The following is a 14,689-nucleotide window of genomic DNA, read 5'->3' as shown; positions in this document are numbered from 1 at the left end:
TAACTCCTTGTGGTCAAAAGAAAAATCCCGCCATTTGCTTGATCGCCCTGTTGGGTGGGGCTATAGTGCGCGCAGGTGTAGAAAAGTGGGAAAAAGTGGGAAAAAGTGTTCCGGGGCATCACCAACCTGAATCTCGACGCCAAAGGACGTCTGGCCATGCCCACGCGTCACCGGGAGGCGTTTGCCCAGGATGACAACCAACTGATCCTCACCATCGATACCCAGGAGCACTGCCTCCTTATCTACCCGCTGGCGACCTGGCTCGAGATCGAAAAGCAGATCGACGCCCTGCCGTCGTTCAACAAGACCGCCAATCGCATCAAGCGCATGCTGATCGGTCATGCCACCCAGGTGGAATTCGACTCCGCCGGTCGCATCGTCATCCCTCCCGCGCTGCGCGCCCACGCGAAGCTGGAAAAGCCGGCCGTGCTGGTCGGGCAGGGCAAGAAGCTCGAGCTCTGGTCGCAGCCGCTGTGGAGTCAGATGACCGAAGAATTCCTCGATCAGTCGGACGAGGACGACCAATTGCCCACGGCCCTGGAGACCCTGTCGCTATGACGGTCGATGCCAGCCACGACACCGTGCTGCGCGACGAGGCGGTCGACTGCCTGGTCACCGACCCGGCGGGCACCTACGTGGACGGCACCTTCGGTCGCGGCGGCCATAGCCGGGCGATCCTGGCCAAGCTGTCGGCCCAGGGGCGCCTGGTGGGCTTCGATCGCGATGCCGAGGCGGCCGAGCACGCCAGCCGGCTGGCCGACGAGGACCCGCGCTTTTCGTTCATCCGGTCGGCCTTCTCGGGCTGGGGCGAGGCCCTGGCCGCGCACGGAATCGACGAGCCGGTAAACGGGGTGATGTTCGACCTGGGCGTCTCCTCGCCGCAGCTCGACCAGGCCGAGCGGGGTTTCTCGTTCCGTTTCGATGGACCATTGGACATGCGGATGGACCAGAGTCACGGGCCGTCGGCGGCCGACTGGCTGGCGGTCGCCGAGGAAGAGGAGATCCGCGACGTGCTGTTCCGGCTTGGCGAGGAGCGTTTCGCCCGCCGGATTGCCGCGAGCATCGTCGCCCGCCGCGAGCAGGCCCCGCTGACCCGGACGAACGAACTGGTCGACTGTGTCGTCGCGGCCATTCCGAAGCGCGATCCCAACAAGCATCCGGCCACTCGCACCTTCCAGGCCATCCGGCTCTATATCAACAAGGAACTCGACGAGATCACCCAGGCACTGGAGCAGGCGCTCGAGCATCTGGCGCCGGGTGGTCGCCTGGTCGTGATCAGCTTCCATTCGCTGGAGGATCGGATCGTCAAGCGGTTCATCCGCGATCACAGCACCGCCGGCAAGGACTTCTTCGGCAACCCGGTCGGCGCGGTGGCGTTGAAGAAGATCGGCAAGGCCATCCGCGCCGGCCGCGAGGAAACCGCCAGGAACCCGCGGGCGCGCAGCGCGATCATGCGGGTCGCGGAGCGTGCGGCATGAGGGCGGTCAACTTTCTTCTGCTGATGCTGGTGGTCGCGAGCGCGCTCGCGGTGGTGATGCTGGTGGCCGAGGATCGCCGGCTGACCCAGGAGCTTGCCGTGGCCCGTGACGGCATTGAGCGTCTCGAGGGCACCTACGCCGAATTGCAGCTCGAGGAGGGCACGCTGACCGCGCAGGGTCGGATCGAGCGGATCGCGACCGAGGAGCTCGGCATGCTGCCGCCGGCCGAAGACCAGATCACGGTGGTGTTCCGATGAGGGCGGCCTGGGCATTCATCACCCGCTGGGCCTCCTGGCTGGGCGTACGCTGGCGCGCGGGCGTCGTGCTGATGGTGTTCGCGGCCGCGGCCGTGGTGCTGCTCGGGCGGGCGGTGCAGTTGCAGGTCACCGAGCGGGATTTCTACGCCGAGCAGGGTGGCGATCGTCATCAGCGCGTCCAGACGATCGCCGCGCATCGCGGCATGATCACCGATCGTCACGGCGAGCCGCTGGCGATCAGCGTGGCTATGCACGCGATCTGGATCGACCCGAAGGTGATCGGCGCCCATCCGGATGCCGTCAATCGACTGGCGACCATCCTCGATCAACCGGCCGCCGAGCTGCAGCGGCGGGTGCGCGAATACGGCTCGCGCCGTTTCCTTTACGTCGCGCGCCAGGTCCGCCCGAGCCTTGCCGAGGCGGTGCGCGCGGCCAAGCTGCCGGGCGTGGGCCTCAAGCGTGAATACAAGCGCTTCTATCCGACCGCCGACGTCACCGCGCCGCTGCTGGGCTTTGCCAATATCGACGACGAGGGCCTGGCCGGCATCGAGCTGAGTTTCGATGAACTGCTGGCCGGCACCCCGGGCAAGCGCCGCATCCTCAAGGACGGAGATGGCCGCGAGATCGCCGACCTCGGTGTCATCCAGTCCGCCCGGCCGGGACAGGACCTGGCGCTGTCGATCGACCGCCGCCTGCAGTACCTCGCCTACCGGGAACTCGCGCGCGCGGTCGAGGAACACGACGCCCTGGCCGGGTCGGCGACGCTGATGAACGTCGCGACCGGCGAGGTGCTCGCCATGGCCAGCGCGCCATCGTTCAACCCGAACAACCGCGCCTCCATCGATCCCAGCGTCACCCGCAACCACGCCGTGGTCGACCAGTTCGAGCCCGGATCGGCGGTCAAGCCCTTCACCGTGGCCACCGCGCTGGCCAGCGGCCGATGGAAACCCTCCGACACCCTCGACACCGCCCCCGGCTACCGCCGCGTGGGCGGCTTCACCATTCATGACCACCGCAATTACGGCACGCTGGACATGACCGGCCTGCTGGAGAAGTCCAGCAACGTCGGCGCCAGCATGCTGGCCGAGGATCTCGGCGCCCAGGTCATCTGGAACACCTACCGGGGGCTGGGCTTCGGCCAGGTGACCGGGGTGGGCTTCCCCGGCGAGGCCTCCGGTTCCTTGAGCCTGTGGCGCGACTGGCGCGTGGCGGATACCGCCGCGCATAGCTACGGCTACGGGCTGGCGGTCACGCCGCTGCAGCTGGCGACCGCCTACGTGGCACTGGCCAACGGCGGGCAATACGTCGCTCCCAGCCTGTTGCGCCAGGACGGTCCCCCCGATACCCGCGCGGTATTCGAGCCCGAGGTGGCCGATCGCGTGGTCGGCATGTTGCGTTCGGTGGTTTCGCCGACCGGCACCGCGCCCAAGGCGTCCGTGACCGGCTTCCAGGTCGCCGGCAAGACGGGCACCGTGCGGCGCCTCGGCAAGGGCGGCTACTCGCGCACCGATTACAACACCGTGTTCGCCGGCGTCGCCCCGGCAAGCGATCCGCGCCTGGCGCTGGTCGTCGTCCTGCATCGCCCCAATGCCGGCAAGGTCTACGCCGGCGACGTCGCCGCGCCCGTCTTCCAACGGGTGATGAGCGGGGCATTGCGGATGCTCAACATCCGACCGGACAACCTGCCGGAACTGCCCGCCGGGCAGATCGCCGGCGACCGGCCGCCGGCGGTGGCCCCGGCAGTGGCCGAGTCCACTCGATCCAGGGAGGCCGGCTGACATGGCGCGCGTGACCTTTCCCGAGATCGGCCTGAGAGAAATCGCCGCGCTTCGGCATGCCGGCGCCCCGGACCGACAGGTCCGGGCGATCAGCGACGACAGCCGCGACCTGGACGCCGGCACGCTGTTCTATGCCCGCGAAACCCAGTCGCATGACGCCGACCGCTTCGTGGCGGACGCCCTGGCGCGCGGGGCCGCCGGCGTGATCGGTGCCGGTCTGTCCCCGGCCGAGGGCGTGATGCTGCTCGACCGCCCCGAGGAGGCGATCGCCGATCTGATCATCCAGGCCAACGGTTGGGGGCACGAGGCGGTCTCGATTACCGCCGTGACCGGGACCAACGGCAAGACCACCGTCACTCACCTGATCGCCGGGCTGATCGGCCTCGACGGCGAACCGGTGGGCGTGATCGGCACGCTGGGCTGGGGGCTGTGGTCACCGCGGGTCGAGTACCAGTCGACCACCAACACCACCCCCGGGCTGATCGAGAACTGGCGTCTGATCGGCGAGCTGGTCCGCGAGGGCGCGCGAGAGATCGTCATGGAGGTCTCCTCGCATGCCCTGACCCAGGGACGGGTCGAGGGCCTGCCGATTCGCACCGCGGTGTTCACCAACCTCGGTCGCGACCACTTCGATTACCACGGCGACATCGAGGCCTATCTGGGTGCCAAGGCCCGTCTGTTCGCCCTGCCGAGTGTGCGCCAGGCCGTGCTCAACGCGGACCAGTCGGCAACCCGTCGGATGCTCGAGACCCTCGCCGCCCAGGAGGATGCCCCCCGGACGCTTTGCTTCTCGCTGGGCGCATCGGCCGCGCTGGCGGACTGCCAGCCTTGCCTGAACGGTCGACTCGAGGCGCCGGAGGCCGGCCGGATGCGCCTGTCGGTGAGCGGCCCGGGCGAGCGAGCCGAACTCGAGGCCGCGATGGCCGGACGCTTCAACGCCGAGAACCTGCTGGCGGCCCTGGCCGCCCGGCTGGTGGTGGGCGAGACCCTGGACGCCCTCGCGCGGCGTGTCGGTCGACTCAAGACCCCGCCCGGGCGCATGGAGACCTTCACGGTCGGCTGCGGCATGACTGCCGTGGTCGACTACGCCCACACCAGCGATGCCCTGGAAACCGTGCTCGCCAGCCTGCGCGACGGGTTGCCGAAAGGCGCCCGGCTGGGCGTGGTGTTCGGCTGCGGCGGCGACCGGGATGCCGGCAAACGCCCGCTGATGGGCGAGGTGGCCGAACGGCTGGCCGACTGGGTGATCGTGACCAGCGACAACCCGCGCAGCGAATCGCCCGAGGCGATCATCGAGGCGATCGTCGCCGGTATGCGCGCCCCCGAGGCGGTCGAACGGGTGGTGGATCGCCGCGAGGCCATTGCCGCCGGTATCCGCCGGCTTGCCGACGGTGCCCCCGGCGACTGCCTGTTGGTGGCCGGCAAGGGGCACGAGACCGGACAGGAGATCGGCGACGAGGTTCGGCCGTTCGACGACCGGCTGGTGGTGCGCGAGCAGGCCCGGGAGGTGGCGGCATGATCCGGGCCACGCTCGATCAAATCGCTCGTTGGGCCGAGGCGCGGTTGGCCGAGACCGCCGACGGGGCCCTGCCGATTGCCGGGGTGGGCACCGACACGCGCGCCGATCTCACCGGTCGGTTGTTCGTTGCCCTCAAGGGGCCGAACTTCGATGCCCATGACTTCCTCGACCAGGCACGCGAGCAGGGCGCCGTCGCCGCGCTGGTCGAACGCGAGATCGCCGATTGCGATTTGCCGCAGCTGATCGTCGACGATGGGCTCGCGGCATTGGGACGGCTGGCCCGGCGCTGGCGCGAGGCGGTCGACCCGACCGTGATCGGCATTACCGGCAGCAGCGGCAAGACCACCGTGAAGGAATTGCTGGCGGCGATGCTGGGCCAGATCGGCCCCACCGCCGCGACCCGCGGCAACCTCAACAACGACATCGGCGTGCCGCTGACCCTGCTCGACTGGGCCCCCGAAACGCAGTTCGCGGTGGTCGAGATGGGGGCGAACCATGTTGGCGAGATTGCCCGCCTGACCGAACTGGCCGCCCCGGACATCGTGGTGGTCACCATGGCCGGGCGCGCCCACGTGGGCGAGTTCGGGTCGGTCGAGCGGATCATCGAGGCCAAGGGCGAGATCTACCGCCATCGCCCCGCCTCGGCCCGGGCGCTGATCAACCTGGATTCCAACGGCGCCGACCAATGGCTGAAGGCCGCCCCGAACGCCGACACCTTCACCCTCGATGACCGCCATCGCGAATGGGCGACCTGGCTCGGGGAGTACGACGAGTCGGGCCATCAACTGTCGGTGACCGAGCGCGGTCAGCCGCTGTTCGAGCGGCTCCCTGTGCCGATTCCCGGGGCACACAACGCCGTCAACCTGCTGGCCGCCATCGGCCTGGCGCGGCTCGCCGGCGCCTCGGTGGAGGCGATCAACGCCGGTCTGGCGGGTTTCCGGGCGCCGGCGGGCCGCATGGGGCTGGTGGCGTTGGCCAACGGCTGGTCGCTGATCGACGACAGCTACAACGCCAACCCCGAATCGATGCGCGCCGCCCTGCGTTATCTGGCCGGCCGGCCGGGGGCGCGATTTGCCGTCCTCGGCAGCATGGGCGAGCTCGGCGACGAGTCCGAGGCCCTGCACCGTCAGCTGGGCGAATTCGCCGCGGGTCAGGAACTCCGCGGTCTGATCGCGGTCGGTCCGGGGGCCGCGGCGCTCGCCGCGGGCTTCCAGGCCGCCGGTGGTCTCGACACCCGGATCGACGTGGTCGAGGACAGTGGGTCGGCAACCGCCGCGCTACGAAAGCGACTGGCCGCCACCGATGAGGCGCCGGTGACCGTGTTGCTCAAAGGGTCGCGCTTCATGCACATCGAGCGGGTCCGCGAGGACCTCGAACGGGAGATCGGCATCGCGCCGGGGACCGGCAACGAATCGACAGGGAGAGGGCGAGATGCTGCTCTGGCTGACTGAATGGCTCACCCAATACGCCAGCTTCTTCGGCGTATTCGAATACCTCACGTTCCGCGCCATGCTGGGCGTGGCCACGGCGTTGCTGATCTCGTTGGCGATCGGTCCGTTCGTCATTCGCTGGCTGCAGAGCGTCAAGGCCGGCCAGCCGATCCGCGAACTGGGCCCGCAGACCCACCTGGCCAAGGCGGGTACGCCGACCATGGGCGGGGCGCTGATCCTCATTTCGATCGCGATCTCGATGCTGCTGTGGGGCAACCTCGGCAACGTCTACGTCTGGGTCGCGCTGCTGACCACCATGGGCTTTGGCCTGATCGGCGGCTGGGACGACTACCTGAAGCTCTCGCGACGCAACAGCGACGGCCTGGCTGCGCGCTGGAAGTACCTCGGCCAGTCGGTGATCGCGCTGCTCGCCGCCGTCTTCCTGTTCACCATCGCCGAGAGCCCGGCCGAGACCAGCCTCCTGATCCCGCTGGTCAAGGACGCCCTGATCCCGCTGGGTTTCGGCTTCGTGATTCTGACCTACTTCGTCGTGGTGGGCAGTTCGAACGCGGTTAACCTCACCGACGGTCTCGACGGCCTGGCGATCATGCCGACCGTGCTGGTCGCCGGCGGGCTGGGCGCGTTTGCCTACGTGACCGGGCACTACGAGTTCGCCAACTACCTCGGGTTGCCGTTCATCGCCGGGGTGGGCGAGCTGGTGGTCTTCTGCGCGGCGATCGTCGGGGCAGGGCTCGGCTTTCTCTGGTTCAACAGCTATCCCGCGCAGGTGTTCATGGGGGATGTCGGCGCGCTGGCGCTGGGCGCGGCGCTGGGCATCGTCGCCGTGATGGTCCGCCAGGAGATCGTGCTGTTCATCATGGGCGGCATCTTCGTGCTCGAGACCGTCTCCGTGATGCTGCAGGTCGCCTCCTTCAAGCTCACCGGCCGTCGGATCTTCCGCATGGCGCCGATCCACCATCACTTCGAGCTCAAGGGCTGGCCCGAGCCGAAGGTGATCGTCCGCTTCTGGATCATCACCGTGATCCTGGTGCTGATCGGTCTGGCAACGATGAAGGTGCGCTGATGAAACTGATTGTCGGCATGGGACAGACTGGATTCTCCGCGGGGCGCTTCTTCGCCCGTCGCGGTGAGCCGTTCGTCGCCGCCGACACCCGCGGTGCGAACGCCCCGCGGGCGCGCTGGATCGAGTCGTTCGGTCCGGGCACCGTCGTCGAGGGCGAGCTCGGTGCCGGCCTGCTCGATGCCGAGGCGCTGCGTGGCCTCGACGGCATCGTGCTCAGCCCGGGGATCGATCCGGCCGCCGAACCGGTTGCCGGCCTGCTGGCCGAGGCGGCTCGCCGCGGCATCGCGGTGGAAAGCGACATCGCCGTCGCGCTGCGGGAGGCCACCGTGCCCTACGTGCTGATCACCGGCTCGAACGGCAAGAGCACGGTCACGGCCCTGACAGCCGAACTGCTGACGGCCGCGGGCCAACGCGTGGGCATCGGCGGCAATTACGGCACCCCGGCACTGGACTTGCTGGCCGATCCGGTCGACGTGCTGGTGCTCGAGGTGTCGAGCTTCCAGCTCGAGGCCTGCGAGCCGGCCGCCATCCGAGCTCGCGCCGCGACCGTGCTCAACGTCAGTGCCGATCACCTCGACCGCCACGGGTCGATCCAGGCCTACGCCGCCCTCAAACAAAAGATCCTGGTCCACGCCGAGACGGCCGTGATCAATCTCGACGATGCCCGGGTGCGGGCCATGGCTGCCGATTGTCACGGCCGGCTGGTGACCTTCTCCGCCAGCGACGAGAACCCGGCCTTGACCGGCGAGCATCGCTATTACCTCGATGTCGACGGTGAATCGCTCTGCCGCGATGACCAGGTGCTGGTCCGCGGCGACGAGTTGGCCCTGCCGGGCGCGCACAACCGGCTCAACGCGTTGGCCGCCCTGGCGCTGGTCGAGGCTGTCGTCGGCCGGGCCGCGCTGGATCGGCCGGCCCTGCGGAAAGCCCTCGCGCATTTCACCGGATTGCCGCACCGCATGCAGGTGGTCTGCCGCTGGCCGGTCGACGGCGGCGAGGTTCGATTCATCAACGATTCCAAGGCGACCAACGTCGGGGCGGCCATCGCCGCGATCGACGGGCTGGCTGCCGCCGGCATCGCCGGTCAGGTCGTCATCGTCGGTGGCCAGGCCAAGGGACAGTCCTTCGATGAACTGGCCCGGGCCCTGAAGACCCATGCCCTCGGTGTGGCGTTGATCGGCGAGGATGCCGACCGGATCGAGGCGGCGCTGGACGCCTGCCCCGGCAACGCCCCGGCCACGGCGCGCTGCGATTCGCTGGAGCAGGCCGTGCGCTGGTCGGCCGAGCTGGCAGCGGCGCGGGTCTCGGCCGGTCGCGAGGTGGTCGTGCTGCTGTCGCCGGCCTGCGCGAGCTTCGACCAGTTCCGTGGCTACGCCGATCGCGGCGAGCAATTCGCGCGGGCCGCGGAGACGGTCTGCGACGCGGCCGACGTCGCCGCGCCGGTATCGGCGGAGGTGGCCTCATGAGCCTGTGGCAACTCAACAGCCGCGGATGGCAGTGGGTCGGCCGGGCCGGCCAGCAGGGACTGCAATGGCTGGCTGACCGCCGCCCGATCGATGCGGCGGCGGACGTCACCAGCGGCGTTTCCGTGGATCGGTCGTTCCTGATTGCCCTGTTGGCCCTGCTGTCGATCGGCCTGGTGATGGTCGCCTCGGCCACGCTCGGCATGGGCGATTCCGGCGCGGCCGGCCGTGGTCTGCTGATTCGCCAGTCGGGTGCGGTGGGCGTCGGACTGGTCGCGATGGTGGTGCTGATGATGATGCCGCTGCGTCATTTCGTCGCGCTCCGGAACCTGATCCTGTTGGCATCGCTGCTGTTGCTGGCCGTGCTGTTCATCCCCGGCGTGGCGCACACCGTCAACGGCGCGACGCGCTGGATCGATCTGGGTTTCGTCCGGCTGCAGGCCAGCGAGTTCGCCCGCCTGGGCATGATCGTCTGGATGGCCGCCTATCTCGGCGTGCACCTGGACAAGGTGCAGACGCGCATCCGCGGCATGGGCGCGCCCGTTGCCGTGATCATGCTGGCCTCGACCCTGCTGCTGCTCCAACCGGACTACGGCAATACCGTAGTGCTCGGCGCGACGCTGTTCGCCATGGCCTGGCTGATGCGTGCCCAGTTGCAGACGATGCTGATGCTGATCGCCGCCGGCGGCGCGTTGGCCATCGTCGGCGTGTTCTCGGCCCAGTACCGGGTCGACCGCTTGCTGTCGTTCTCCAACCCGTTTGCCGATCCGTTCGGCGACGGCTACCAGCTGGTCAACGCCCTGATCGCCATCGGCACCGGCGGCCTGTTCGGTCGCGGGCTGGGTGAGAGCGTGCAGAAGCTCGCCTACCTGCCCGAGGCGCATACCGATTTCATCTTCGCCGTCTACGCCGAGGAGTTCGGCCTGTTCGGCGTCATCGCCTTGTTGGGGCTCTACGGGGTGCTGGTCTGGCGCGGGTTCGTGATCGCGCGGATGGCCTGGGCGGTGAAGCACTACACCGGTGCGGCGCTGGCCTGGGGCATCAGCACCTGGGTGGGCATGCAGACCCTGATCAACATGGGCGTGAACATGGGGCTCCTGCCCACCAAGGGACTGACCTTGCCGCTGATCAGCTACGGCGGGTCGGCGATGGTCGCGACGCTGCTCGCCATGGGATTGATCCTGCGCGTGCATCACGAGGCCAGCCGGGCGATGGCCGAGGCCGGCATCGAGGACGTGCGGGAGGTGACCCGATGAGCCGCGCGGTGATCTACGTCATGGCCGGTGGCACCGGCGGGCACGTGTTACCGGCACTGGCAGTGGCCGGCATGCTGGCCGAGCGCGGCTACACCATCCGCTGGATGGGCACCGAGCGCGGCATCGAGTCCCGTCTGGTCCCGGAGGCCGGCTACCCGATCGACTACCTCGCCATCGGTGGCCTGCGTGGCAAGGGCCTGTCCACCCGGCTGGCCGCGCCGTTCCGGCTGCTGCATGCCGTCTGGCAGGCCGGCCGACTCCTGCGTCGCCACCGGCCCGCGCTGGTGATCGGCATGGGCGGCTTTGCCGCCGGCCCGGGCGGGCTTGCGGCCTGGTTGCTGCGCCGTCCGCTGGTGATCCACGAACAGAACGCGGTTGCCGGGCTGACCAACCGGGTGCTGTCCCGGCTGGCCCGCGTGACGCTGGCCGCCTACCCGAGAGCCTTCGGCAAGGCACTGCCGTCAGGCCAGATAGTGGGCAACCCGGTGCGTGCCGAGATCGCGGCCCTAGCGGCGCCGGGCAGCCGCTTCAAGGATCACGACGGCCCGGTGCGCGTGCTGGTACTCGGCGGCAGCCTGGGCGCCCAGGCGCTCAACGAGTCGGTGCCCCAGGCCCTGGCACGGATCAGCCAGCAAGCCGATCTGGTCGTTCGTCACCAGGCCGGCCCCCGCCACCTGGAGACGGCGCGTCGCCATTACGAGATGGCCGACTGGGGCGTCGGCAGCCGCCACGAGGTGGCCGGTTACATCGACGACATGGCCGAGGCCTTCGGCTGGGCGGACTTCGTCATCGCCCGGGCCGGGGCCATGACCGTCGCCGAGATCGCGGCGGCGGGTATCGGTGCGCTTTTCATCCCGTTCCCGCACGCCGTCGACGATCACCAACGATTCAACGCCGCCTGGCTGGTGGATCAGGGTGCAGCCCGGCTCCTCAACCAGCGCGAGGCCGACGTCGACACCCTGGCTCGCCTGCTCGGCCCGCTGTTGGCCGATCGTGCCGCCTTGCTCGACATGGCGACACGTGCCCGCGAGGTGGCCGTACCCGACAGCACCGCGCGGATCGCGGCGATCTGCGAGGACGTGGTCGCGGGCAAGACTCCAGACAACCAATCCGGGGAGGGCCGGTAATGGACGCAGTGACAGCCGATTTTGCCCCGGTCGCCCAGGTGCGCATGCGCAAGGTGCGCCACCTGCACTTCGTCGGTATCGGCGGGGCGGGCATGAGCGGTATCGCCGAGGTGCTGCACACGCTGGGCTTCGTGGTTTCCGGTTCGGACATGAACGAATCGCCGGCGGTGCGCCACCTGCGCGAGCTGGGCATCGAGGTGTTCATCGGTCACGCCGCCGAGAACCTCGCCGGGGCCGACGTGCTGGTGGTCTCCACCGCGATCAGTGCGGACAACCCCGAGCTGGTGGCGGCCAACGAGCGGCGCATGCCGGTGGTGCGTCGCGCCGAGATGCTCGCCGAGATCATGCGGTTTCGCATCGGGCTGGCGGTCGCCGGCACCCACGGCAAGACCACCACCACCTCGCTGCTGGCCGCGATCATGGCCGAGGCGGGCCTCGACCCGACCTACGTCATCGGCGGCAAGCTGCTCTCAAGTGCCTCGAACGCGCGCCTGGGTCGGGGCGAGTACCTGATCGCCGAGGCCGACGAGTCGGATGCCTCCTTCCTGCACTTGCAGCCGCACGTGGCGGTGGTCACCAATATCGACGCCGACCACCTCGAGACCTACGACAACGACTTCTCGCGGTTGCTCGATCACTTCGTCGAGTTCCTGCACAACCTGCCGTTCTACGGACTGGCGGTGCTCTGCGCCGACGACGATCACGCCATGAGCATCGTCGAGCGGGTCGGTCGCCAGGTGCTGACCTACGGCATCGATGCGCCGGCCGACGTGCGCGCCACCGATATCCACAGCGATGGCTTCGAGTCGAGCTTCAACGTCAGTCTGCCGGGCGGCGAGTCCTGGCACTGCCGCCTGGCGATGCCGGGGCGGCACAACATCCTCAACGCCCTGGCGGCGATCACCGTGGCGCACGATCTCGGCGTCGAGGGCGAGGCGATCGTCCGGGCGCTGGCGAACTTCAAGGGCGTGGGGCGCCGGCTCGAGCGTCGCGGCACGCTCGCCTTCCCCAACGGTCGGCGCATGCTGCTGGACGACTACGGCCACCACCCGCGCGAGGTCGCCGCGACCCTGGCGGCGGTGCGCGATGCCTGGCCGGACGAGCCGCTGCTCCTGATCTTCCAGCCGCATCGCTACACCCGCACCCGCGACCTGTTCGAGGACTTCGTCGAGGTGCTCTCGCAGGTCGACCAGCTGATCCTGATGGAGGTCTACGCGGCCGGGCAGCAGCCGATCGCCGGGGCCGACGGGCGCAGTCTCGCCCGCGCGATCCGTGCCCGCGGCCAGGTCGATCCGGTGTTCGTTGCCGAGCCGGCGCAGGTGGCCGAGGTGATCGACGACATGGTCCGGGAAGACGGCATCGTGCTGACCCTCGGTGCGGGGAACGTCGGCAGTCTGCCGGGGCTGCTGCTGGAACGCTGGGGGGATCGGTCATGAGCGATCGCACAGACAACCTGGGCCGCGTGATGGTGCTGATGGGCGGCTGGTCGGCCGAGCGCGAGGTCTCCCTCGCTAGCGGCCGGGCGGTCCACGAGGCGCTGGTCTCGCGCGGCGTGGACGCGATCGCCATCGACCTCGACCAGGCCGGTGCCCGCGGGCTCGGCCAGCGACTGATCGACGAGCGCATCGACCGGGTCTTCATCGCCCTGCATGGCCGCGGCGGCGAGGACGGCCAGGTCCAGGCATTGCTCGAGCTGGCCGAGGTGCCCTACACGGGCAGCGGTATGGCCGCCTCGGCGATCGGCATGGACAAGGTGATGTGCAAGCGCATCTGGCAGGGCGCGGGGCTCGATACCCCCGCCTTCGCGGTGGTCGGCGATCTGGCCGCGGCGCGCGAGGCGGCCGGACGACTGGGCTGGCCGGTGATCGTCAAGCCCACCGCCGATGGCTCGAGCGTGGGCGTGAGCAAGGTCGACGACGCGGACGGCATCGAGACTGCATTCCGCGAGGCGGCCGCCTTTGGGGAGGTGATGGTCGAGCAGTTCGTCAACGGCGGCGAATACACCGTGGCGATCCTCGGCGAGCGGAGCCTGCCGGCGATCCGGATCGAGGCGAGTGCCGAGCACGCCTTCTACGACTACCAGGCCAAGTACGAGGCCGAGGACACCGGCTACCGGATCCCCTGCGGTCTCGCCGAGGCGGAAGAGGCCCGGCTGGCCGCGGCGGCGCGTCGGGCATTCGCCCTGATCGGTGCGCGCGGCTGGGGCCGAGTGGATTTCATGCGTGACGCCGAGGGGCGTCACTGGCTGATCGAGGTGAACACGGTGCCCGGGATGACCAGCCATTCGCTGGTGCCCATGGCCGCCCGCGCGGTGGGCATGGACTTTCCCGAGCTGTGCCTCGCCATTCTCGAGCAGACCCTTGATAACCGGGCCCACCTGGTCGGGGCGTTCACGGGAGGTGAGTCGGCTGATGGAGCGCATTGATGGCAACGCGACGAGCCTCCCGGGTCCGGCCACGTGGGCCGAGCTGGCACGAGCGCTGGACGGCGTTCGTGTCCGGGCTGCGGGTGGCGCTGCGCTGGGCGTGGCGAATCGGCCTGTGGCTAGCCTTTGTCGCTGCGGTGGCACTGGTCTCGCAGCGGGTCTGGCTCAAGTTGCAATCGCCGGTCGCGGGCCTGGTGGTCGAGGGGGAGAACCGCTTCGTCACCGCCGAGCGGGTGCAGCAGGAACTCTGGCCCGCGCTCGGGCAGGGCATCTGGTCGGTCGACATCGCCGCGATGCGCGAGCGCCTGCTGGCCGATGGCTGGCTTACCGAGGTGCGCATCACGCGCCAGTGGCCGGATCGCCTGCTGGTGAGCCTCGAGACGCATCAGCCGATCGCCGCCTGGAACGGCGACCGGTTGCTGAGCGCCTCGGGCGCGGTGTTCGCCCCGGAGCGACGACCGGTCGATCTGAGCCTCCCCCGGCTGGCCGGGCCGACCGGCAGTCAATGGACGGTCTGGGAGCGCTACACCAGCTTGAAGCCGGTACTGGCCACGGTCGGACTGGAGCTTTCCGGCGTGACCATGAGCCCGCGCGGCTCGCTGAGTCTCGCGCTCGCCTCCGGGGCGGTGATTCACACCGGGCAGGAGTCACTGGAGGCGCGCCTGCAGCGGCTGCTGGACGTCTACCCGGACACGCTGGCCGGAAAGATGGACCGGGTCGAACGCATCGATCTGCGCTACAGCAACGGCTTTGCCGTGGCCTGGCGCGAGACGGACAGCGAAACGACCGACAAGACAACAAACGACGAAGACTGACAGCAGGGATGTTCCGGAGCCAGGACAGTTCGGAAACCATGGCAATCAAGGGCAGAA

At 69.2% G+C, this 14,689-nt stretch carries 13 protein-coding genes; all 13 read left to right on the top strand.

Features of this window, described 5'->3' with window-relative positions:
• Window positions 1-105 precede the first annotated feature (105 nt).
• Genes mraZ through LV475_RS02415 form a run of 13 tightly spaced genes read left to right on the top strand, consistent with a single transcriptional unit; the run spans window position 106 to window position 14,632 of the window.
• Window positions 106-558, top strand: a complete 453-nt coding sequence (mraZ, locus tag LV475_RS02475) for a division/cell wall cluster transcriptional repressor MraZ (protein WP_156574738.1) — start codon at window positions 106-108, stop codon at window positions 556-558.
• Window positions 555-1,478 (top strand): 16S rRNA (cytosine(1402)-N(4))-methyltransferase RsmH, encoded by a 924-nt coding sequence (gene rsmH / locus LV475_RS02470; protein WP_250105705.1) that lies wholly within the window; start codon window positions 555-557, stop codon window positions 1,476-1,478. The genes mraZ and rsmH overlap by 4 nt, the downstream gene beginning before the upstream one ends.
• On the top strand, window positions 1,475-1,735 hold the full coding sequence (gene ftsL, locus LV475_RS02465) for a cell division protein FtsL (protein ID WP_136866382.1): 261 nt from the start codon (window positions 1,475-1,477) through the stop codon (window positions 1,733-1,735). Before rsmH ends, ftsL begins: the two co-directional genes overlap by 4 nt.
• Complete coding sequence (locus tag LV475_RS02460) at window positions 1,732-3,513, top strand: peptidoglycan D,D-transpeptidase FtsI family protein (protein WP_156574733.1); 1,782 nt, start codon at window positions 1,732-1,734, stop codon at window positions 3,511-3,513. Before ftsL ends, LV475_RS02460 begins: the two co-directional genes overlap by 4 nt.
• Before the next feature lies 1 nt (window position 3,514).
• Window positions 3,515-5,032, top strand: a complete 1,518-nt coding sequence (locus LV475_RS02455) for a UDP-N-acetylmuramoyl-L-alanyl-D-glutamate--2,6-diaminopimelate ligase (RefSeq protein WP_136866379.1) — start codon at window positions 3,515-3,517, stop codon at window positions 5,030-5,032.
• A complete protein-coding gene (locus tag LV475_RS02450; RefSeq protein WP_250105704.1) occupies window positions 5,029-6,483 on the top strand; it encodes a UDP-N-acetylmuramoyl-tripeptide--D-alanyl-D-alanine ligase in 1,455 nt (484 codons plus the stop codon). Before LV475_RS02455 ends, LV475_RS02450 begins: the two co-directional genes overlap by 4 nt.
• Window positions 6,464-7,546 (top strand): phospho-N-acetylmuramoyl-pentapeptide-transferase, encoded by a 1,083-nt coding sequence (gene mraY, locus LV475_RS02445; RefSeq protein ID WP_136866377.1) that lies wholly within the window; start codon window positions 6,464-6,466, stop codon window positions 7,544-7,546. The genes LV475_RS02450 and mraY overlap by 20 nt, the downstream gene beginning before the upstream one ends.
• Window positions 7,546-9,012 carry a UDP-N-acetylmuramoyl-L-alanine--D-glutamate ligase gene (murD, locus tag LV475_RS02440; RefSeq protein ID WP_136866376.1) on the top strand — a complete coding sequence of 489 codons (1,467 nt, stop codon included), beginning with the start codon at window positions 7,546-7,548 and terminating at the stop codon, window positions 9,010-9,012. Before mraY ends, murD begins: the two co-directional genes overlap by 1 nt.
• The gene (gene ftsW / locus LV475_RS02435; protein WP_136866375.1) at window positions 9,009-10,265 is read left to right on the top strand and encodes a putative lipid II flippase FtsW; all 1,257 of its coding nucleotides are present in this window, start codon (window positions 9,009-9,011) and stop codon (window positions 10,263-10,265) included. The genes murD and ftsW overlap by 4 nt, the downstream gene beginning before the upstream one ends.
• Window positions 10,262-11,392, top strand: coding sequence for an undecaprenyldiphospho-muramoylpentapeptide beta-N-acetylglucosaminyltransferase (murG, locus tag LV475_RS02430; protein ID WP_136866374.1), 1,131 nt, complete (start codon window positions 10,262-10,264; stop codon window positions 11,390-11,392). The genes ftsW and murG overlap by 4 nt, the downstream gene beginning before the upstream one ends.
• On the top strand, window positions 11,392-12,828 hold the full coding sequence (gene murC, locus LV475_RS02425) for a UDP-N-acetylmuramate--L-alanine ligase (RefSeq protein ID WP_247709472.1): 1,437 nt from the start codon (window positions 11,392-11,394) through the stop codon (window positions 12,826-12,828). The genes murG and murC overlap by 1 nt, the downstream gene beginning before the upstream one ends.
• Window positions 12,825-13,817 (top strand): D-alanine--D-alanine ligase, encoded by a 993-nt coding sequence (locus LV475_RS02420; RefSeq protein ID WP_136866373.1) that lies wholly within the window; start codon window positions 12,825-12,827, stop codon window positions 13,815-13,817. The genes murC and LV475_RS02420 overlap by 4 nt, the downstream gene beginning before the upstream one ends.
• Window positions 13,817-14,632 carry a cell division protein FtsQ/DivIB gene (locus LV475_RS02415; RefSeq protein WP_250105703.1) on the top strand — a complete coding sequence of 272 codons (816 nt, stop codon included), beginning with the start codon at window positions 13,817-13,819 and terminating at the stop codon, window positions 14,630-14,632. The genes LV475_RS02420 and LV475_RS02415 overlap by 1 nt, the downstream gene beginning before the upstream one ends.
• The last annotated feature ends 57 nt before the right edge of the window (window positions 14,633-14,689 follow it).

The organism is Guyparkeria hydrothermalis, from assembly GCF_023555375.1.
GTDB lineage: Bacteria > Pseudomonadota > Gammaproteobacteria > Halothiobacillales > Halothiobacillaceae > Guyparkeria > Guyparkeria hydrothermalis.
Note: the sequence above shows the minus strand (reverse complement) of the source record. Positions and strands in the feature narration are given on the sequence as shown.